This is a genomic window from Bacillus sp. AFS037270, from assembly GCF_002585305.1.
In genome coordinates this window covers 1-19,425 of sequence record NZ_NUNF01000099.1, presented here as the reverse complement: position 1 = coordinate 19,425, position 19,425 = coordinate 1, and the positions used below count along the sequence as shown (strand labels likewise).

Sequence of the window (19,425 nt, the reverse complement as noted above, 5' to 3'; positions counted from 1 at the left end):
GAACCATGGCTGCCTGAAGAACCGTGGCTGCCTTTAGAACCATGGCTGCCTGAAGAGCCTTTAGAGCCTTTAGAGCCTTTAGAACCGCTAGAGCCTTTTGAGCCTTTAGAGCCGCTAGAGCCTTTAGAACCGCTAGAACCTTTAGAACCACCTGTGCCCTTTGAACCTTTACTACCTTTAGAGCCTTTAGTACCCTTAGGTCCTTTAGAGCCTTTAGTACCCTTAGGTCCTTTAGAACCTTTTTTAAATTCAACAGGGTTATTGATTAAAAATTCAATTACCCCGTTCTCTTGTGCTTGAGTAAGTAGATCTTCCATTACCATTTTCATTTAAACACTCCACCACTTTCCAATATATTTATACTTCATTGATAATTTATGGAAGAAAGGATGAAAGTGTAATAGACAAAAGTTTATTTTTTTAAAATTAACCAAGTTGCCTATAAACTGCACCATTGCTAAAGTCAGAGCATAGTATTCTAAAAAATATGTATTTAATAGGGGTTTTTAAATTGCAAAAATATGAAATTTTTATCAATCCCAAGACGTTAAACCAGCTCAATAAAGATATCTGGATGGATGAACATGTTCAGGCAGTCCTCAAAATAGGAAACAATCAATATTCAATCGGCTTGGCATATCGTGGAAATGTAATCCGAAAGAAAAAAAAGAAATCCTTTAACATTATTTTTCAAAAACCATTTACCGTTAATGGCGCTCATGAAGTCCATTTAAACGCTGAGTACAATGATATCTCACTTAGTCGTAACAAGCTTTCATTTGATTTCTTTGATACAATTGGTGTCATTTCCCCCCACTCCAAGCATGTTCTTCTCTATATAAATGGTTTTTGTAAAGGTATTTATTTAGAAATCGAATCTTTCGATCAATTTCTTTTACAAAAAAGAAATTTACCAAAGGGACCCATTATTTATGCAACTAACTATTACGCAAATTTCTCCCTGCTCTCACCAAAAAAGAAATTAAAAACGGATATACTCGAAGGATATACCCTTAAATATGGTGATGAAGATGATTTGTCGCATTTAGAAGATTTAATCACTAAAACTAACACACTTAAAAATGAAGAGTTTGAAGAAGAAATAACAAAGGTGCTAAATGTGGACCAGTATCTAACATGGCTGGCGGGAGTTGTTTGTACCCAAAATTTTGACGGCTTTATCCATAATTATGCACTCTACCGAAGTGGTGAAACCAACACTTTTGAAATAACTCCATGGGATTATGACGGGACTTGGGGCAGAGATCTGCACGGTAAACGGCTTGATCATGACTTTGTACCTATAACCGGGTATAATACATTGACCGGCAGACTACTTCATGTACCTGATTTTAAAAAGAAATACTGTGAGATTCTTTCCAACATTTTAGACAACCAATTTACGGTTGAAACCCAAATAGGAATTATTGAACAACTTTTTGAAACACTGAAGCCTTATATACAATTGGACCCTTATATTAACAGAAAAGGCAATACTCTTGATTCGGAAAAGGACGTTATTGTTAATTTCATTGAAAAACGAAATTGCTACTTAAAGCAGCAACTAATTAAACTACAGGATGACAAAGTATATGGTTGAATATCATATACTTTTTTTTGCCTATTTTTTGCAAAAAACACGAAAAAGGGCCTCTTTATTAGTACAACATCATACCGTGATACATATAGATGCAGTGTAAATGTTTATTTAATAAAGGAGGAAAAAACTTTTATGGATAGAGAACTTATGAACATGCATGTTGGTAAAACAATTAGGGTAGATCGTGGCGGTCCAGAATCAAGAATTGGGAAATTACTTGCGGTATTTGAAGACTTCTTTGTACTCTTAACCGAAAAAGACGGGGTCGTCTATTATAAAACGAACCATGTCAGGAGTATCACAGAAAGTTCTAAAGATGCTATGAAATTGGGCTTGAAAATTCCTGAAAAATTAGATTATAAGACAGCACATAATTTTCATGAACTTCTAGATAGCATTAGATTTCAATGGGTAAAAATTAACCGCGATGGTGGTCCAGAGTCTTTAGAGGGGGTACTTAGTGATTCAAACAAACACTATGCCTCCCTCATCGTGAATGAAGAAGTGGTTCGTTTTTCATTGAAGCACATTCGAAATATTAGTTACGGCTTAATGGTGGATAAATCAGGAAAAGATGATGATGGGAAATCAAATTCCAGCTCATCCAGATCATCCAGCTACAGCCACAATTCCGATAACAACGATAATGATAACAACGATAAAGATTATAACGATAAAGATTATAACGACGAAGATAACGATTAACCATTACGTCGCTTCTCGAAAAGAGAAGCGACCCATTATCTCTTAAGGAGGATGAAACATGGGGTTAGAAAAATTTTCAGCTGCATTGGATTTACTAAAAGGTTTTCAGGTAAATCTTTATGTGGGTGAAGACATATTTAGAGGAAAATTGATTGGCGTAGAAACAGACCATGTTGTATTAGAAACTGAAAATAAATATATTTTTTATTATAACATTGAAAAAATTCAAGCAATTACAAAGAATACAAGACAGTTTCAGCCTGAGAAAGCAACTGTAGAATTCCAAAAAACACAAAGCTTAATGGAGCTTTTACACTCCTTCCAATATTCTTGGGTAACGATCTTAAGTATTAATAAACAAAGCTTTTACGGCGTACTAAGTGAAATAGATGAAGATTTTGTTACGTTAATTAATGGCGAAGAGCGAATCCTAATCAAAGTAACACATGTTTCCAATATTTTAAAAGGTTTTATAAAAGAAAAACCAAAGAAAAAAGAACAGAAAAAAACAGAAAGTAAAAATGAGACTAAGAATCGGAACAAAGAAACAAAAGAGTCTAACGAAACAAAGAACTCTAAAGAAACAAAAGAGTCTAACGAAACAAAGGAGTCTAACGAAACAAAGAACTCTAAAGAAACAAAAGAGTCTAACGAAACAAAGAATTCTAAAGAAACAAAAGAGTCTAACGAAACAAAGAATTCTAACGGAAAAAAGGAGTCTAACGAAACAAAGAATTCTAAAGAAACAAAGAATACTAAAGAGACAAAACAAACGGATGAATCAAAAAAGAAAGCTGAAGATGAAAGCTCTGCTAAAGCACCGAAAGAATATACAGCAGAGACAATTAAAAATACTACGAGTAAGAGTACTACTAGTGAAAAGAAATATAAATCTAAATCCACATCAAACAAACAAACTGAAGTTGTAGCCTCAGAGGTTATGGAGCCAAACTTTATGAAGATTTGGTCGAATCCGATCAAAACAGAACCGGTTATAAAGGATGACCAATCTTCAAAAGTAAAAATACAGTCTGATGAGTTTGAACCAAATCAAATGTTTAAAAATGAGATGAAGAAACAAAAAAATGAAACGATTCCAAATGAGAATAAGAAGGTCGAATCGACGGTTTCTAAAGCCAATGATATGAAATCGAATAAAGACACAGAAAAGACCAGTAGGCAGACATCCACGGTATCTTCATTATCTTCATCTAAAAAAGAAAAGAAAAATGAAAAACCTCAAGAAACCATAACAGCCTCAAAGCCTGTTGTCACACAATATGCTGCAACTAAGAAATCAGAAACTACCTCAAACGAAAAAGTCGATAACGATACTAAAAATGTATGGAAACAAAAAGACCAAGAAACCAGAGCCTTCCGCTTCACCGGTGAACCCGTTCCCCGAAATCAAGAAAGAACTTTCCCGTTTGCTGGATGGCCAAGGAGCAATCAACGAAGCTTTAGGTTTTAATACCGCAATTTTCACAATGAAGAATCTATTGTTCTATCAAACAAAGCATTTTAACGGCATCCATGTCCTCTTACAAATATGAGCTGGGCAAATCCGATTAATTATTTAGATGCATAAAGAAACGAAACGATCATATCAGCCCCTCTCTATTTGTGAATGGAAATACTTAGGAAAGGATGTGAGTAGGTCCGTGAAATTAAAAGAAAATATCGGCAAATATATTAAACTTGAAATATCCGGTAAGAAATATATATTTGGGCTTTTAGTGGATATCGGTAGTGATTTATGGGTTATATTTAATGGAACTGACTATCTTTATATTCCAACCATTCATATTCAAAATTGGCAGTTCATGAAACAATATGAAATTGATGAAATCACCTTTAATGACGAACCAACACCCATTTATAATCATAATGAAGAGATCTCGTTACGGAAAACCCTTACGGCAGCAAAAGGAATTTTTACAGAAATCTATGTCACGAGTAACCAAGCCATACATGGTTATATCATTAGCATCATGAATAATTATTTTGTCTTCTACTCGCCGATATACAAAACCATGTTTATCTCGTTAAACCATTTAAAATGGTTAATCCCGTATACCAACAATCAACGTCCTTATGGATTAAGCAACGCCAGCCTTCCAGTGAGTCCAAGCAACTTAACGTTTGCAAGGTCCTTTGAAGTTCAAATTGAAAAATTACTCGGGGAATTAATCGTGTTTAATATCGGGGAGAACGAAAATGTGATCGGTAAGATTCAATCCATTAAGAATAACTTTGTTGAATTAATTAGCGCTAAAGAAGACCCCATTTATATCAACTTCCAGCATATCAAAACAATTCATATGACGTAGTTAGGTTTTTTTTAAGCTAATTTTAAACAAGCTTTTGGGATCAATCAAAAAAGAGTGTCATGTGACACTCTTTAAATTTGTACATAAATTGGTGTCAGGCACCATTCGTGGACATTGTCCTTTCAGGGTGTACAATCTAACCCAATATTCCTTGCTGCATGCAATATCCTTGCTGTTTATTATGATTGGTTGCTGATATGCTATGCTATACATATCTTGGATAAAGTTGGTGTGTAAATGGAACGTATAATCTTATTCGACGGCGAATGTAATCTCTGCAATAGCAGCGTTCAATTTATTTTAAAAAGAGACCCTAAAGGAATCTTTACATTCACTTCTCTTCAAGGAAAGACTGGTCAAGAGATTTTGATAAAACATGGCTTAGAGTTGAACGTTAACAGTTTTGTTTTAATGGAAGGAGATAAATTGTACCTAAAATCAGAGGCCGCTTTACGTGTCTGTAAGCAGTTGAATGGCTTTTGGCCGCTGTTCACGTTTCTATTAGTTGTCCCTCCCTTTGCTCGGGATTTTGTCTATAATCTCGTGGCAGCTAACCGTTATAAATGGTTTGGAAAAAGAGAAACTTGTCTGCTCCCCTCACCTGAGTGGAAAAGCAGATTTTTAGAGTGAAAGTTTTATAAGACGGAAACGGTAACAGTCTTTTTAAAGCCTTGATTAAAAATACTAAAAATCAAAAAGAAGACATACTCAACCAGGCTCTTTTTAATCACATCCATTATAGTTTTGAATAAATCAAATCCCAAATGACTCAAAGGCATACTCAACCTTACCTGTACCTCATTATAAAATTCAAATCATCGTTGAAAGGACGCTTTATGGAATTGCCCAATATAGGTAAAAAGGATCTTCCCATCGGTTGATAATTTCGTGTCCGGCATTAGTTTTTTATACATTGCCTGATAGGGCTCAGGCACCCAGATATACTGATGAATATATTCAGTTAAGACAAAACCGCATCTTTTCCAGAATGCAACCCGGGCCTGATTTTCGGTTGTTTCTTCGGCTTCGACCTCAATAATTAGACTATTATAGTTTTCAGACGTCATTGCCCAATCCTTTATGTATTTCAACAAGTGTATACCAATACCCTGTCCTCTCAGCTCTTCTTCCACTGCCAAATAATCAATAAGCAGCGAATTTGCTTCTTTCAATTTACCAGTTAACGCCATCGCTGCAACTCGCCCATCATCATGTCCGATATGTAAAAAACAAAGCTGTTTTCGAAACATATTGCGGATAATCTTTTCAGGCTTTGCCCCTTTATCAGCAAATGCCTGATCATAAATGGGCCTGACCCTGTCCCATAAACGATCATCCCACTGATCAAACGTCAAAAATTCCAATTTTATGTTCCCTCACTTTTTTAAAAGGACATTATTTAAACTTATATTATCAAATTCTCCGCTAGAAATGCCAATAAGCAAAAAAAGGAACCTTTGAATAGATTCAAAGGTTCAAACAGAGAACTTAGTGGTCTAGGCTAAGCTCTCACAATTAGGAGGTCTAAACTCAGAAGAATTTAAACAAGTTCATTTTACCATTTTCGGAATCTTCTATCAATAATTTATTACTGTAAAGTAGAAAAGTAATTCGAAAGACTTATCCCAAAATAATAAATTAGCCTTCCTTCTTTCTTGCCCATTATATCCAATAAGGACATTAAAGCATGTCTAGATATAATAAATCCCATAATAATAGTGAATTTAGTGATTTTGACAGCTGGAAAACTATTTTAAAAAACTTAAAATTTATTTGTTGACAGACATGTATATACAAGTTAGAATGAAACCGTAAACAAAACTTGTATATACAAGCAATAATGAATTATGAAATCGTACACATTGCCTGCTTTATATGGGTTTTAATTTTAATAGAAAGTAAATGGTCATTAAACCATTTCATTAGGGGGAAAGACAAATGACGAAGTATACAGATCCTTCGAAAGAACTACTACAACACATCGGCGGTAAAGAAAACATTGCAGCCGTAACCCACTGTGTTACTAGAATGCGGTTTGTTTTAAATGATCCTAGTAAAGCAAACGTCAAAGAAATTGAGTCCATCAAACTTGTTAAAGGTACATTTACCCAAGCTGGACAATTTCAGGTTATCATTGGGAACGAAGTACCTAGCTTCTATAACGAATTTGTAAAAATTGCTGGCGTCGATGGAACGTCTAAGGAAGAAGCAAAAAAAGCAGCCAAGCAAAATCAGAACTGGATCCAGCGGATGATGGGACATCTAGCTGAAATCTTTACACCATTAATCCCGGCCCTAGTAGTCGGCGGTTTAATCCTTGGTTTTCGAAATATTATCGGTGACATTAAACTATTAGACAATGGAACAAAGACGATTATTGAAGTGTCTCAGTTCTGGGCCGGTGTTCACGCGTTCCTTTGGCTGATTGGCGAAGCGATATTCCACTTCCTGCCAGTCGGAATCACCTGGTCGGTTGCTAAGAAAATGGGCGCGTCTCAAATTCTTGGTATTGTTCTTGGTATTACCCTAGTATCACCGCAATTATTAAATGCTTACGCGGTTGCAGGTGCAAAGGAAATTCCAACTTGGGATTTTGGTTTTGCAAAAATTGAAATGATTGGTTATCAAGCACAGGTTATTCCCGCTATTTTAGCTGGATTAGTATTAGGATTCTTTGAAACAAGATTACGTAAAATCGTTCCAAACTCAGTCTCCATGATTGTTGTACCGTTCTTTGCCTTAGTTCCAACTGTATTAATTGCACACACAATCTTAGGTCCTATTGGCTGGCAAATCGGCGCTGGCATCTCTCACGTTGTTTATTCTAGCTTAACTTCATCATTTGGCTGGTTGTTTGCGGCAGTATTTGGATTTGCTTACGCTCCACTTGTTATCACTGGTTTACACCACATGACAAACGCGATTGACCTTCAATTAGTAAGTCAGTTTGGCGGCACAAATCTATGGCCAATGATCGCCTTATCAAATATTGCTCAAGGTTCAGCCGTTCTTGCGATGATCTTTATTAACCGTAAAAACGAAGAAGAAAAGCAAGTTTCAATCCCAGCAACAATCTCTTGTTATCTAGGTGTAACAGAGCCTGCAATGTTCGGTATTAACCTTAAATATGGCTTCCCATTCTTAGCTGCGATGATCGGTTCGATGATTGCAGGTGTTGTATCTGTTGCAAGTGGTGTAATGGCTAACTCCATCGGTGTCGGAGGTCTCCCTGGTATTCTTTCTATCCAGGCAAAACATATGGCAATGTTCGCAGTATGTATGGTGATTGCGATTGTAGTTCCATTCATCTTAACTACAATCTTCTCAAAAACACGCTTGAATAAGACTAGACTAAGCAAATAATTAGCACTCCATCTAGGAGGGAGACCATCTCCCTCCTTTTCCACATTAGATTAATTAATAAATTAGGTAGGTGTATTTACATGTCAACAGTATGGTGGAAAAAAGCAGTCGTTTATCAAATCTATCCAAAGAGTTTTAATGATACAACAGGAAATGGTACTGGAGATATCCAGGGAATTATTGAAAAATTGGACTATTTAAAAGAACTCGGTGTGGACGTACTTTGGCTGACACCAATCTATAAGTCTCCACAGCGTGATAATGGTTATGATATCAGTGATTACTACTCCATTCATGAAGAATACGGGACAATGGAAGATTTTGATTTACTCCTTGAGGAAGCCCATAAACGTGATATCAAAATCATTATGGACATTGTCATAAACCATACATCCACGGAGCATGAATGGTTTAAACAAGCCAAGTCTTCAAAAGATAATCCGTACAGAGACTTCTACATCTGGAAAGATGGCAAAAACGGCGAACCCCCTACCAACTGGGAATCTAAATTCGGCGGATCTGCGTGGGAATATGATGAGACAACCGAACAATATTACCTTCATTTATTCGATGTCACTCAAGCGGACTTAAACTGGGAAAACGAAAAATTACGTTCAGCCCTATATGAGATGATGCACTTTTGGTTAAAGAAAGGCGTTGACGGCTTCCGTTTGGATGTCATCAATTTAATTTCTAAAGATCAGCACTTTCCTCAAGATGACAGCGATGGACGAAAATTTTATACAGATGGTCCAAGAATCCATGAGTTTTTACATGAAATAAATCAACAAGTGTTTTCAAAATACGATATCATGACCGTTGGCGAAATGTCCTCAACTTCGATTGATAATTGTATTCGTTATACGAATACAGACCAAGAAGAATTAAATATGACCTTTAGTTTCCATCACCTGAAAGTCGATTATCCTAATGGCGACAAATGGACAAAAGCAGATTTTGATTTTCAAGCTTTGAAAGATATCCTATCCAACTGGCAAATTGAAATGAACAAAGGCGGCGGATGGAATGCCCTCTTCTGGTGTAACCATGACCAGCCGCGTGTCGTATCTAGGTTTGGAGATGACCAGGAGTATCACAGCGAATCTGCAAAGATGTTGGCGACAACCCTTCACATGATGCAGGGCACACCATATATTTATCAAGGCGAAGAATTTGGAATGACTAATCCAAACTTTAACGCAATCGATGAATATCGTGATGTCGAGTCATTAAATATGTTTCAAATTTTGAAAACTAGAGGCCTTGAAGAGCAAGAAATCCTTGATATCTTGAAGCAAAAATCTCGTGACAATTCCAGAACCCCGGTTCAATGGAATGATAGTGAGAATGGTGGGTTTACCACTGGTACACCATGGATTAACACTGCGGCAAATTATAAAGAGATCAATGCTGTGAAGGCAGTCGAGGAATCGAATTCCATCTTCTATCATTATCAAAAGCTGATTAAATTACGCAAAGAGTTTGATGTCATTACCGATGGTGATTTCGAATTAATTTTAGGTCAAGACCCAGAAATCTTTGCTTTTATTAGAAACAGAGCTTCCGAAAAATTACTGGTCATCAATAATTTTTACGGCAGAGAAAAGAGGATGACCCTCCCTTCTCAATTAAACCTTGATGACAAACATTGTGAAATGTTAATCTCTAACTATAAGGACTCCCCCGCACAACCAAGAAGGGAAATGGTGCTGCGTCCTTACGAGTCTATCGTTTACCACCTGAAAAAATGATCGGAGATGTCGTTATGACAAACAAGTACTTAACCATCTATAATAGCATTGTTGAGCAAATCAAGAATGGAGGACTAGCTCCGCAGACACTGCTTCCCTCTGAAAACGAGTTAAAAGACCAATACGACACATCGAGGGAAACAATCAGAAAAGCATTAAACTTGCTCTCACAAAATGGCTATATTCAAAAGGTTAGAGGAAAAGGATCCATTGTTATCGACATCAGTAAATTTGATTTTCCCGTCAGCGGATTAGTAAGCTTTAAGGAACTCGCAAGTAAAATGGGCAAGAAACCAAATACCATTGTGAATGAGCTAGAATTAATTAAGCCCGATGGCTTCATCCGTCAGCAGCTACAGTTGGGAAGCAAAGACCTTGTTTGGAAGGTAGTCCGGACGAGGGAAATGGGCGGAGAAAAAATTATTTTAGATAAAGATTATTTAATCGAAAGCTTTGTCCCTTCGCTAACCGAGGAAATTTGTGCTGATTCCATTTATGAATACATTGAAAACCAATTGAATTTGGCAATCAGCTTTGCAAAAAAGGAAATAGTCGTAGAGGAACCAACCCCTGAAGACCGCTTACTGCTGGATCTCGAAGGTTTTTATAATGTAGTTGTAATAAAGAACTATGTCTATTTAGATGATGCCACTCTGTTTCAGTATACAGAATCAAGACACCGTCCCGATAAATTTCGCTTTGTTGATTTTGCAAGAAGATAATGACTGTTGGGAGACCTTTCTTTAGTAAAGGTCTCTTTTTTAATTTTTCGTTATGGTTGTCCAACCGCCCTCCTATTTTTTGCATATTCTATTAAGAATTCAAAAAAACGAGGTGATGACATGCACGAAAGCAAGCTTGTAATAACCATTTTGGGAAGTGCAGGCGGACTGGCAAGGTCCCTGCTCACACTCTTAAATAAAGCAAGCACAAATCAGCACGATCCTATTCATCAAAAGATTTACCACAGCACCATCGATTTAATTGACAACAAACAAAGACCACTAGATTATTATAAGAGCATATGCCCCGATCTCTTACAACAATTAAGAATCCATCAAGTAGATTTAATGGATACTATTATACTTAGGAATTTTTTAAAAAGGTCACATACATCTATCGTCATAGATGTTTCATTAGCAGATACAATTGAAATGCTAGACTGCTGCAACCAGCTGGGAGTAAATTATATTAATAGCGCATTGGAAAATATCTATTTGGATGACCATCCATTTGACAACAAGGGTTTTCCACTGATTGAACGACTTCGTTTTTTTGAAAAATATAAGGATGATTATTGCAACTTAAAAGCGATTGTTTGTTCTGGAATGAATCCTGGGGTTGTTCAATGGATGGCGGTCGAACTGATGAATAAACATCCAAATGAGCAGCCTCTTGCCTGCTTTATAGTCGAAAACGATACCTCCTTCTTTAAAAATAAGACAGCCGGTAAAACCAATGTAATTTATACTACCTGGTCCCCTGAATGTTTCCTTAAGCTAGCCACACAAAGTTATCCGATGTATATGAAACATAAGACTCCCCTTTTCCTTTATGAACATACGTTTGACTTGGAATTCAAAGTGACTTTAGGGGACAAGAAGTTTCATGGCTGTTTAATGCCGCACGAAGACTGTTATACTTTGTGCAGACTGTTTGATCTAGAGGGTGGTTACTTCTATAAAGTAAATGATCATACAACCAATCTAATCCGAAATAATTTGAATCATCCCGATAAAATCTGGAAATTGGATAGGAAGGTTCTCGACCCCCTTGAGTCCCCCCTTGGTGGAGAGGACCTAGTGGGGGTGCTCCTCGTGTATCCGGATAAAGAAAGATATATGTATAATGTGGTAGCCAATGATTTTGCTTATGAACAATTAAAAACAAACGCCACCTACTTCCAGGCTGCCTGCGGCTTATACGCTGCCTTTGCCGTTTTGCTTAATGATGCAATCGAGAATGGAGTCTATTATGTGGACGATCTTTTAGTAAAAACAGACAATCATTACGGAGAGTACCTCTCCTACTATATGACAGACTTTGTGTGCGGTGAAAACCCTCAGACTGATGGACTACTATTGGACCGAATGAAAAATCTTGGGTCTAGTTAACTTTTGTATTCCTATCTAGCAATTGATACAATAAATGTAACATAATTCTCGAGGTGAAAATGATGTGCGGCCGTTTCACATTAACTGCAACGATTGAAGAGATCATCGATCGTTTTGATATCCAATCCTTCCTTAACGGGGAGTTGTTTGCTCCAAGTTATAATATTGCCCCCTCTCAGTTGGTTCTGGCCGTCATCAATGATGGATCGTCAAACCGGATGGGCTTTTTAAAATGGGGTCTTGTTCCTCCTTGGGCGAATGATCCTTCGATTGGCAATAAAATGATTAATGCTAGAGCGGAAACGCTTACCGAGAAACCGAGTTTCCGTAATGCCTTTAAGAAAAAACGCTGTTTAGTGATCGCCGACAGCTTTTATGAATGGAAACGGCATAGTGATAAAACGAAGACTCCGATGCGGATTACATTAAAGTCCAATGAATTATTTGCCATGGCTGGGCTTTGGGAAGGTTATAAGGCTCCGGACGGAAAAGTACTCTATTCCTGTTCTGTCATTACAACGGGGCCCAATGAATTAATGAAAGATATTCATGATCGGATGCCAGTCATTTTAAATCGGCAAGATGAGCCTACCTGGCTCAACCCAGACATTACCGATTCGAATAGCTTGAAACCTCTGCTGATTCCATTTGATGAAAATTTAATGGACACTTATGAGGTTTCATCCTTAGTGAATTCTCCTAAGAATAACTCGATTGAGCTTATCCAAAAAATTTGTTAAGGCCTATTTTTGAAAAATTTTTTTAAAATTGGACATGTTCACTACATGCATGTACAAGCACCAACATATGATGTACTAACCCATAAAAGTTTTCCTTCTTTCGAAAGTGGCAGACCCACTTTCTTTTTTTGGTTCTAAAGGTAATGTTCTTATCATCCTTTTCATTGAATATATTAATTAATACAGTCTATTGGGTTTATTATGAAAGGAGGATTAAAACTTGATTTTTATCCCATCAAATGTCAATATTGGCAACATGAAAATTAATAGCCCTGACCACGGAAGTGCTGTTAATTTAGGATCATCCTTTCTTAAAGGAATTAATGTTGTTGGAAAAAAGAATCAAGGATTTGGTCAACAATTAGGTAATGATTCCGTTACGGTTGTTCCAATCCATATGATACAGGACGATGATACAATTGATTCAACTAGTACAAAAATAAATTGTCCCTAGTTTTTAAATCAGGGTAGGTAAACTTAATGATTAGGAGTGATACACTTGAATATCGCCCCAATGGCCATTAACTTTTTAGGCTTTAAAGTCAACACAGTGGATAATTCCTCTTATATAAACCTTGGGCCAAACCAATTTATTGATCAGTTGCTTTCTTATAAGCGAAACCAGGGGGTTGGAGAACAAAATGGTGATTTATCTCCTGTTAACATCCCAATATCATATGTCGTAGATACTGATGTAACTGATAGCAATACTGCCAAAAACAGTATTGTTTAAGGGGGGGATACAGTTGATCTTTGCACCGATGAACGTCAGCCTTGGAGATATAAAAGTAAATGTCTTCGACCATGCATCTGTTTTTAATATGGGACCTAATCAAATAACCGATTTATTTATTTCCTACAAACGCAATCAAGGATATGGTGAGCAAAATGGAGATATTGCTCCAATGTTAATCCCTATTTCATTTATATTGGATAATGATTTGAATGACAGCTCGACTGTGAAAAATAGTATTCTATAAAAGCGAGGACTTCTATCTACGGAAGTCCTTTTTTTTGAAATTTCCCAATTATTATAAAACAAGCTATAATAATCTATGGAAAATAAATGAAGAGGAGTTTTTTTATGGACCAGATTGTGGATAAATTTCGGGAGATACCTACCACCTGTATTTCTGACGCAATGAATGGGTTAAATAACCTACACCCTTCTATCAAACCCTTAGAAGATCATTATAAAATTGCAGGGAGGGCGCTAACCGTTAAAACTCCAGTTGGTGACAATCTTACTGTTTTAAAAGCTATCCGAGAAGCGAAGCCTGGTAATATTTTAGTAGTCGATGCTAAAGGGGATGAATATCGAGCGATTGCTGGTGATTTTTTCCTAGGGATGGCTAAAACTCTTGGCATTGGCGGTCTAGTGGCAGATGGTGCGATTCGTGATCTTAATGGAATCAAGGAAATAAAATTCCCCGTCTTCGTCAAAGGGACAACTGTAGCAGCTAGTGCTAAAGACGGGGGTGGAGAAATCAATGTACCTATCTCCTGCGGGGGAGTGTCTGTCCAACCTGGTGACATCATTGTGGGTGATGTTGATGGGGTAGTCATTATACCTCAAGCAAGAGAACAGGAAATACTGGCAGAATCATTGGACAAACTTAAAAAAGATCAACTCCGCGAGGATAGAATTTCAGGTAATTATGGAGAAACCATTAAATATTTAGATGAACTTCTTTCTAAAAAATAGCTCGTTCCCCTGCCCATTTTCTATCCGGAATTGGGGTTGTTTCTAAAGCTTCTACTTAAATGGAATAATAATAGAAATAATTTTCTTCTTTTTTAAAACCTATTTTTTCATAGAGTCTTTGGGCGTTGTAGTTATCGTTAGCCGTTTCTAAAAATAGACCCTTTGCTCCTGTCTCTTTTGCGAATTCAATCGCTTTTTTTAATAGGTTCTCACCAACGCCCTTTCCCCGGGCTTCTTTTTTTACATACAAATCGTTTAAAATCCATGAACGCTTCATGCTTACACTTGAAAACGATGGATATAGTTGAACAAACCCCAACGGATTTTCTCCATCCAATGCAATAAAGGCAGCAGATTCATCCTTGCTGATTCTTTCTGATAAAAATTGTTTAGCCCCCTCTAAATCAGATTCTTGCTTGTAAAACATCCTGTATAAATCAAATAACTCGGTTAATGGCTCAAGTTCAGTTAAGGTAGCTTTTTGGATTAACATATTGGTCCTCCTTGTTTTTTCACTAAAATAATTATAGCAATATTTCCCACCTAGTAGATTTTTATTTTAGCAGGAAGGATTATGCCGTGTAAATGAAGAATATTTTTTTGAAAGCCATCTTTGTGAGGTGTGACAGTTGTGGGAGTTAAACAGAACAATCTAAGTGAACCAAAGTTTCTTGAGAAAGTAATACCATATGATGACCGACTTGCACCTCTATTCATTCGCAATACCTTGTATTCACTCATTCCAGAAGGGACAAAGCACATTTATGTAGTGGGGATTGGTTCAAATTTAATAAGCGGTGACAGCCTTGGACCCTTTGTTGGAACATTGCTCCGTAACACCTTTCCTGATCATTTAACGGTCTTAGGAAACCTTGAGTACCCAATGGATGCAACCACCATCGTTCCGGAAATGTCACGTCACTCCTTCCCAAAAAACAGTTTTGTCATTTCGATTGATAGTGTGCTTGGATCGATAGATTTTGTTAACTCGATTGTTTTGCGCCGTGGTCCGCTGCAGCCAGGCTTAGGTCTTGGACAAAACCTGCCTCAGATTGGAGACTGCAGTGTCATGGGGGTTGTTCTTACTAATGACGCAGTCCTTGGTAGCGGTTTATTATACACCAATCTGCATCTTATTTACACGATGGCTACTAATATTGCAAAAGGGATATCATTGGCAGTTAGGCAATTCTTTCGTTATCCCTCTGACCATCCTTTGCTGCATGTTAACGGTTGTTAATGCCATTATGGGATTTGCCATTTAGTGAAAGGTTTGGCTGGGTTCATGGTCAGGTTGGTGTTTCTTGGCAGATTAATTTGCCTAAAGATCACTAATACAAAAAAAGCCTTGAATGATTCCAAGGCTTTTTTGTTTATTTGAGAATTATTTACTTTTTGATTGAAGTGATTTATTCAAGTTTCTAGTTAAAGAACTCCATTAATACGATTTTAAACTTTTTTATTTCGAGTTGTTATTTCATAATGAAGGGAGAAATTACATTCCACCCATTCCACTCATTCCACCTTGGCCTGGATAGCCACCCATTCCACCGTGTCCATCATGTCCTGGGTATCCACCCATTCCTCCATGTCCGTCATGTCCTGGGAATCCACCCATTCCTCCATGTCCGCCATGTCCTGGGTATCCACTCATTCCTCCATGTCCGCCATGTCCTGGGTACCCTCCACCCCAGCCGCCGTGCCAGCCATGTCCTGGGTATCCTCCACCCCAGCCGCCATGCCAGCCATGTCCTGGGTATCCTCCAAATCCGCCCATGCCCGGATAGCCTGCTCCCATTCCACCAAATCCGCCCATGCCTGGGTAGCCTGTTCCCATACCGCCAAATCCGCCCATGCCCGGCATGCCTGTTCCCATACCGCCAAATCCGCCCATGCCCGGCATGCCTGTTCCCATACCACCAAATCCGCCCATGCCCGGCATGCCTGTTCCCATACCACCCATACCTGGGAATCCTCCCATACTCATGCTGCCATAACCATCCATTCCTGGATATCCACCTGTTCCCATCATTTCGAGCATCTCTCCTTTATTTAGGTTACAGTCTAGAATATGTTTAAACAATTAAAAGGCATAGGCAGATGTCTTGGTTTTCTTAAACTAGTTGGTCTAAAGGTCACTGTGTAAATTAATTCATCTATAATGGAGTACTCCTGCATCCAATTCGGTACTATGCTAGCTAAAAAGAAAAGAGCACAGAATGTGCTCTTTTACCTCGATCTAATTTTGAATTATAAATGATCTTTCGTCTCACTTGACTTATCTTTATCAAACCATAGTGGTTCATTATCATCCACATCACCATTATAATTGATTAAGATCTCTTCTCCTGCTTTAATATCCTTGTATGCAAAGAAATCAAAGGTGTGATTTGGAAAGTTTATTTCATATGTCGCATTGGGCTGATAGGAATGGTTAAACAGCATACCATAGCCTAAAAGAATGGCGGTGTGATTTATACCATATTCAAATGCATAATCTGCCAATAACGTTTTTTCGATATGAATGTGTTCCTCATTGGGATAAGGAAGAACAGGTGCTTGATGTATCAACTCTCCTTTTGCAATATCACAAGTCGCAAATACCCCTCTGTTCAATTCCCCATCACTTAGCTTTGATGTTTTTACCTCTATCATATTAATCACCTATTTGCTCTTTCTTAAAGAAGATTTATCATTATTAAGCTTGCCAGACTAACGACAAGAAAGCAAATACTTTTTGTACCATTTTGGTGCCTGTCACCATTTAGTAGGTTTCTAAAGTGTTAACTTTGTTTTTAAGACTGCCTTTGTATGGTCATATTATTGACTTCCCCAACATATTATAGAATATACGTTCGTATAGGAGGATGGCAGCATGGTTAACAACAATAAGTCCTTGATAACTGGTGAGATGTTACAGAGGTATTACGAACTAAATAAACAAAAAAAAGAAATTGAGCTTGAAATGAATGAATTAAAGGATGTTTTTCAAAGTTATTTTAATCAACTAGTCGGTACTCAGCAAAAAGGTGAAATTACTGCTAGCGGGTTCAAGCTCCAAAGACAAATCCGAAAAATAGAGAAATTTCATGAGGCAGATACCGTTAAAAGGCTAGAAGAATTACAGATGACAGATCTCATTCAGGTAATCAGAAGGCCGGATGATACGAAAATAAAAGCAGCTCTTGAGTTGGGATTATTAACGCACAGCCACTTAGCTGGCTGTGTAACAACGAGTTACACCCCTGCCCTTTCAGTTAAACCGGTTACGCCAAGATAAAGATGGCAAAAGATAGCAAAAAAAGAGCTTGGCTGCCCAAGCTCTTTTAACAGATATTATACTTTTTCACTTACCGTTAAACGGTCTTCCATTCTTTTTAGAATATAGCAGGTGCCATCTTCAGCAAAGTATAAACATGTACCTTGTTCAACATTAAAATTGACATTCTTTTTATCATAAATTAACTTCTCTACCTTAATGAATTGTTCAACCAATTCATTGTCAGGATTATAAATAATCCCTATATCTCCTTGTGTTGTAACAAATCCTTTTGGGTCGCGCTTCCGTTCCGGCTTCAGTTCAGCAGACCAGTTAGCATTTAAAAGAACAGAACCGGCATTAAATTTCGACTTTCTGGTTTGGATCGACCAAGTTTTCCGGCAATTACAGCGGTATATTTTGAATTTCATCACCTGATTCCTTCTTCCTATGATGATTGTAATTGTAAAATTCAAAATAAAATCACTGTAATTATATTAATCACAAGGGCAAATTATTAATAAATCACCCATTTTAGTTAGCCACTTAAAAGGGTGCTCCCCTCTATACCTCTATTTGTTGATTAACATTTGCCGTTTCTTCGTCCTCTCCCCAGCCTTTGCAGACATCTACCCACTCCTTAGCACCAGAGTATTCAAATAATTCTTCCTTCGTTAACTCAATGGCGGAGTTGGTGCTGCCACATGCCGGAAAGACCGTCGTAAATCGCTGCATGGAAATATCCAGGTAAACCTCTAGGTCATTTTTTAACCCAAACGGGCAAACGCCTCCAATTGCATGGCCTGTTTGCTCAAGCACCTCATCCGGCGACAGCATACGAGCTTTATAACCAAAGAATTGGCGAAACTTCTTATTATCAATCTTTGCATCACCCGCCGCAACAATTAAAATTGCCTTTTCCTCCGACCCGCGAAAGGATAATGTTTTAGCAATTCGTGCTGGACTTACACCGATGGTTTCAGCTGCTTGGTCCACTGTTGCACTGGATGTTTCAAATTCCATTACATCCTGCTCCCGGTTCCACTGTTCAAAATGCTTCTTAACACTTTCAAATGACAATTGACTCATCCTTCCCCTTATTTGCAATATTAAAATAATAACACACTTTATCAGATTAAAGCGAATAGACGGCTTATTATTTATGCTCCAAGGTAGAAAATTATGGGGAGTCTTCCGGACGGTATTCTTTAGATAAGAAAAAAAGCAGAACCAAAATGGCCTGCTTTCCTTCATTATTCACCAAGATCAACGTTATGATATACGCGCTGCACATCTTCTAAATCTTGATTAAGAATATTGTTATATTAACGTTTATTACACTCACTTTTAGTATGAAATTTATTACATTTATTATAGTTTACAAAATGGGTTTTTACAACAGTTAAAATTCTGTATATCTTATAATTTATATTCTGCAATTAATAAATCTATTCATTCACATTGCCAGTAAAATACTTGCTTTTGAACATACGCTTTATTGTTAAATTTCCCTTGAGAAGTCACAGTACCGAGTCGTTTAATATAAATTGTCTCCTGAAATTCTGGCTTTTTCACATGATCATTTTCTTTGTTCATCAGAATCCCCTTCGTTCTTTGTCTTATAGTACAAATCAATTATGGCTTTAGCCATCAATTCTAAGTTCGGTTCTCTTATTGTAGTACATATGCTAGGTGGTCTTCTTTCACCTGTAATTTTAGAGTAGACAATTTCTTCTTCATTATTTTTCTTCATTTTTCTCACTGTCTTTGATACCATCCTTTTCAGGGGCTTTATTCTTTTCCTTATAGGGTCCTACAGAAAGTAGATATTTGGCAATACTATTTCTTTTTCCACTTC

The 19,425-nt window shown here is 37.3% G+C and carries 24 protein-coding genes; 16 read left to right on the top strand and 8 right to left on the bottom strand.

The window, feature by feature from the left end; all coding sequences use genetic code 11:
• The coding region (locus COD92_RS29965; protein WP_176541477.1) for a hypothetical protein at positions 1-329 on the bottom strand (329 nt) is incomplete at its 3' end.
• Between the two features lie 182 nt (positions 330-511).
• Here COD92_RS29965 and COD92_RS29960 point away from each other — a divergent pair.
• The 5 genes from COD92_RS29960 to COD92_RS29940 all read left to right on the top strand — a co-directional run bounded on the left by COD92_RS29960 (position 512) and on the right by COD92_RS29940 (position 5,265).
• Positions 512-1,600, top strand: coding sequence for a CotH kinase family protein (locus COD92_RS29960; protein WP_255286862.1), 1,089 nt, complete (start codon positions 512-514; stop codon positions 1,598-1,600).
• A 132-nt stretch (positions 1,601-1,732) separates the two neighbouring features.
• Positions 1,733-2,305 (top strand): hypothetical protein, encoded by a 573-nt coding sequence (locus tag COD92_RS29955; protein WP_098533837.1) that lies wholly within the window; start codon positions 1,733-1,735, stop codon positions 2,303-2,305.
• An 85-nt stretch (positions 2,306-2,390) separates the two neighbouring features.
• Entirely contained in the window at positions 2,391-3,776 is a 1,386-nt protein-coding gene (locus COD92_RS29950; RefSeq protein WP_141561163.1) for a hypothetical protein, read from the top strand.
• A 190-nt stretch (positions 3,777-3,966) separates the two neighbouring features.
• Positions 3,967-4,635 carry a DUF2642 domain-containing protein gene (locus COD92_RS29945; protein WP_098533841.1) on the top strand — a complete coding sequence of 223 codons (669 nt, stop codon included), beginning with the start codon at positions 3,967-3,969 and terminating at the stop codon, positions 4,633-4,635.
• Positions 4,636-4,872: 237 nt separating this feature from the next.
• On the top strand, positions 4,873-5,265 hold the full coding sequence (locus COD92_RS29940) for a thiol-disulfide oxidoreductase DCC family protein (RefSeq protein ID WP_098533843.1): 393 nt from the start codon (positions 4,873-4,875) through the stop codon (positions 5,263-5,265).
• 185 nt (positions 5,266-5,450) lie between these two features.
• Here COD92_RS29940 and COD92_RS29935 read toward each other — a convergent pair whose 3' ends face one another.
• Entirely contained in the window at positions 5,451-5,999 is a 549-nt protein-coding gene (locus tag COD92_RS29935; protein ID WP_098533845.1) for a GNAT family N-acetyltransferase, read from the bottom strand.
• A 574-nt stretch (positions 6,000-6,573) separates the two neighbouring features.
• Between COD92_RS29935 and treP the strand changes: the two genes are divergently transcribed.
• The 9 genes from treP to COD92_RS29890 all read left to right on the top strand — a co-directional run bounded on the left by treP (position 6,574) and on the right by COD92_RS29890 (position 14,308).
• The gene (treP, locus tag COD92_RS29930) at positions 6,574-7,998 is read left to right on the top strand and encodes a PTS system trehalose-specific EIIBC component (RefSeq protein WP_098533847.1); all 1,425 of its coding nucleotides are present in this window, start codon (positions 6,574-6,576) and stop codon (positions 7,996-7,998) included.
• Between the two features lie 80 nt (positions 7,999-8,078).
• A complete protein-coding gene (gene treC, locus COD92_RS29925; RefSeq protein ID WP_098533849.1) occupies positions 8,079-9,749 on the top strand; it encodes an alpha,alpha-phosphotrehalase in 1,671 nt (556 codons plus the stop codon).
• A gap of 14 nt (positions 9,750-9,763) precedes the next feature.
• Positions 9,764-10,471 carry a trehalose operon repressor gene (gene treR / locus COD92_RS29920; protein ID WP_098533851.1) on the top strand — a complete coding sequence of 236 codons (708 nt, stop codon included), beginning with the start codon at positions 9,764-9,766 and terminating at the stop codon, positions 10,469-10,471.
• Between the two features lie 120 nt (positions 10,472-10,591).
• Positions 10,592-11,863 (top strand): S-adenosylmethionine decarboxylase related protein, encoded by a 1,272-nt coding sequence (locus tag COD92_RS29915; protein ID WP_098533853.1) that lies wholly within the window; start codon positions 10,592-10,594, stop codon positions 11,861-11,863.
• Positions 11,864-11,925: 62 nt separating this feature from the next.
• Positions 11,926-12,603 (top strand): SOS response-associated peptidase, encoded by a 678-nt coding sequence (locus tag COD92_RS29910; protein ID WP_098533855.1) that lies wholly within the window; start codon positions 11,926-11,928, stop codon positions 12,601-12,603.
• A 220-nt stretch (positions 12,604-12,823) separates the two neighbouring features.
• Positions 12,824-13,057: a hypothetical protein gene (locus COD92_RS29905; protein ID WP_098533857.1), complete on the top strand. Its 234-nt coding sequence runs from the start codon at positions 12,824-12,826 to the stop codon at positions 13,055-13,057.
• A 60-nt stretch (positions 13,058-13,117) separates the two neighbouring features.
• Complete coding sequence (locus tag COD92_RS29900) at positions 13,118-13,336, top strand: hypothetical protein (RefSeq protein WP_420491154.1); 219 nt, start codon at positions 13,118-13,120, stop codon at positions 13,334-13,336.
• 13 nt (positions 13,337-13,349) lie between these two features.
• Positions 13,350-13,583 carry a hypothetical protein gene (locus COD92_RS29895; RefSeq protein ID WP_098533860.1) on the top strand — a complete coding sequence of 78 codons (234 nt, stop codon included), beginning with the start codon at positions 13,350-13,352 and terminating at the stop codon, positions 13,581-13,583.
• Between the two features lie 104 nt (positions 13,584-13,687).
• On the top strand, positions 13,688-14,308 hold the full coding sequence (locus COD92_RS29890; RefSeq protein WP_098533862.1) for an RraA family protein: 621 nt from the start codon (positions 13,688-13,690) through the stop codon (positions 14,306-14,308).
• A 55-nt stretch (positions 14,309-14,363) separates the two neighbouring features.
• Here the strand turns inward: COD92_RS29890 and COD92_RS29885 are convergent, their stop codons facing one another.
• Positions 14,364-14,801 carry a GNAT family N-acetyltransferase gene (locus COD92_RS29885; protein ID WP_098533864.1) on the bottom strand — a complete coding sequence of 146 codons (438 nt, stop codon included), beginning with the start codon at positions 14,799-14,801 and terminating at the stop codon, positions 14,364-14,366.
• Between the two features lie 138 nt (positions 14,802-14,939).
• Here COD92_RS29885 and yyaC point away from each other — a divergent pair, with 138 nt between their 5' ends.
• Entirely contained in the window at positions 14,940-15,548 is a 609-nt protein-coding gene (yyaC, locus tag COD92_RS29880) for a spore protease YyaC (RefSeq protein ID WP_098533866.1), read from the top strand.
• A 255-nt stretch (positions 15,549-15,803) separates the two neighbouring features.
• On the opposite strand, the gene COD92_RS29875 is transcribed toward yyaC, so the two are convergent.
• Positions 15,804-16,340: a hypothetical protein gene (locus COD92_RS29875; protein ID WP_176541478.1), complete on the bottom strand. Its 537-nt coding sequence runs from the start codon at positions 16,338-16,340 to the stop codon at positions 15,804-15,806.
• A 218-nt stretch (positions 16,341-16,558) separates the two neighbouring features.
• Positions 16,559-16,963, bottom strand: coding sequence for an SET domain-containing protein (locus tag COD92_RS29870; protein WP_098533870.1), 405 nt, complete (start codon positions 16,961-16,963; stop codon positions 16,559-16,561).
• 220 nt (positions 16,964-17,183) lie between these two features.
• On the opposite strand from COD92_RS29870, the gene COD92_RS29865 reads away from it, so the two are divergent.
• Positions 17,184-17,588: a hypothetical protein gene (locus COD92_RS29865; RefSeq protein WP_176541479.1), complete on the top strand. Its 405-nt coding sequence runs from the start codon at positions 17,184-17,186 to the stop codon at positions 17,586-17,588.
• Positions 17,589-17,644: 56 nt separating this feature from the next.
• On the opposite strand, the gene COD92_RS29860 is transcribed toward COD92_RS29865, so the two are convergent.
• The 3 genes from COD92_RS29860 to COD92_RS32390 form a co-directional block, all read right to left on the bottom strand.
• Positions 17,645-17,998 (bottom strand): hypothetical protein, encoded by a 354-nt coding sequence (locus COD92_RS29860; protein ID WP_098533872.1) that lies wholly within the window; start codon positions 17,996-17,998, stop codon positions 17,645-17,647.
• 133 nt (positions 17,999-18,131) lie between these two features.
• Positions 18,132-18,647 (bottom strand): YbaK/EbsC family protein, encoded by a 516-nt coding sequence (locus COD92_RS29855; RefSeq protein ID WP_098533876.1) that lies wholly within the window; start codon positions 18,645-18,647, stop codon positions 18,132-18,134.
• Positions 18,648-19,019: 372 nt separating this feature from the next.
• Entirely contained in the window at positions 19,020-19,163 is a 144-nt protein-coding gene (locus COD92_RS32390) for a hypothetical protein (protein ID WP_176541480.1), read from the bottom strand.
• Positions 19,164-19,425: the final 262 nt, after the last annotated feature.

What these genes read in the sequence shown, in the direction of transcription:
- COD92_RS29955 (WP_098533837.1), top strand. Translation starts at nt 1,733, where the DNA reads ATGGATAGAGAACTTATGAACATGCATGTTGGTAAAACAATTAGGGTA.
- COD92_RS29940 (WP_098533843.1), top strand. Translation starts at nt 4,873, where the DNA reads ATGGAACGTATAATCTTATTCGACGGCGAATGTAATCTCTGCAATAGC.
- treP (WP_098533847.1), top strand. Translation starts at nt 6,574, where the DNA reads ATGACGAAGTATACAGATCCTTCGAAAGAACTACTACAACACATCGGC.
- treC (WP_098533849.1), top strand. Translation starts at nt 8,079, where the DNA reads ATGTCAACAGTATGGTGGAAAAAAGCAGTCGTTTATCAAATCTATCCA.
- treR (WP_098533851.1), top strand. Translation starts at nt 9,764, where the DNA reads ATGACAAACAAGTACTTAACCATCTATAATAGCATTGTTGAGCAAATC.
- COD92_RS29915 (WP_098533853.1), top strand. Translation starts at nt 10,592, where the DNA reads ATGCACGAAAGCAAGCTTGTAATAACCATTTTGGGAAGTGCAGGCGGA.
- COD92_RS29910 (WP_098533855.1), top strand. Translation starts at nt 11,926, where the DNA reads ATGTGCGGCCGTTTCACATTAACTGCAACGATTGAAGAGATCATCGAT.
- COD92_RS29900 (WP_420491154.1), top strand. Translation starts at nt 13,118, where the DNA reads ATGGCCATTAACTTTTTAGGCTTTAAAGTCAACACAGTGGATAATTCC.
- COD92_RS29890 (WP_098533862.1), top strand. Translation starts at nt 13,688, where the DNA reads ATGGACCAGATTGTGGATAAATTTCGGGAGATACCTACCACCTGTATT.
- COD92_RS29885 (WP_098533864.1), bottom strand. Translation starts at nt 14,801, where the DNA reads ATGTTAATCCAAAAAGCTACCTTAACTGAACTTGAGCCATTAACCGAG.
- COD92_RS29875 (WP_176541478.1), bottom strand. Translation starts at nt 16,340, where the DNA reads ATGATGGGAACAGGTGGATATCCAGGAATGGATGGTTATGGCAGCATG.
- COD92_RS29870 (WP_098533870.1), bottom strand. Translation starts at nt 16,963, where the DNA reads ATGATAGAGGTAAAAACATCAAAGCTAAGTGATGGGGAATTGAACAGA.
- COD92_RS29865 (WP_176541479.1), top strand. Translation starts at nt 17,184, where the DNA reads ATGGTTAACAACAATAAGTCCTTGATAACTGGTGAGATGTTACAGAGG.
- COD92_RS29860 (WP_098533872.1), bottom strand. Translation starts at nt 17,998, where the DNA reads ATGAAATTCAAAATATACCGCTGTAATTGCCGGAAAACTTGGTCGATC.
- COD92_RS32390 (WP_176541480.1), bottom strand. Translation starts at nt 19,163, where the DNA reads ATGAACAAAGAAAATGATCATGTGAAAAAGCCAGAATTTCAGGAGACA.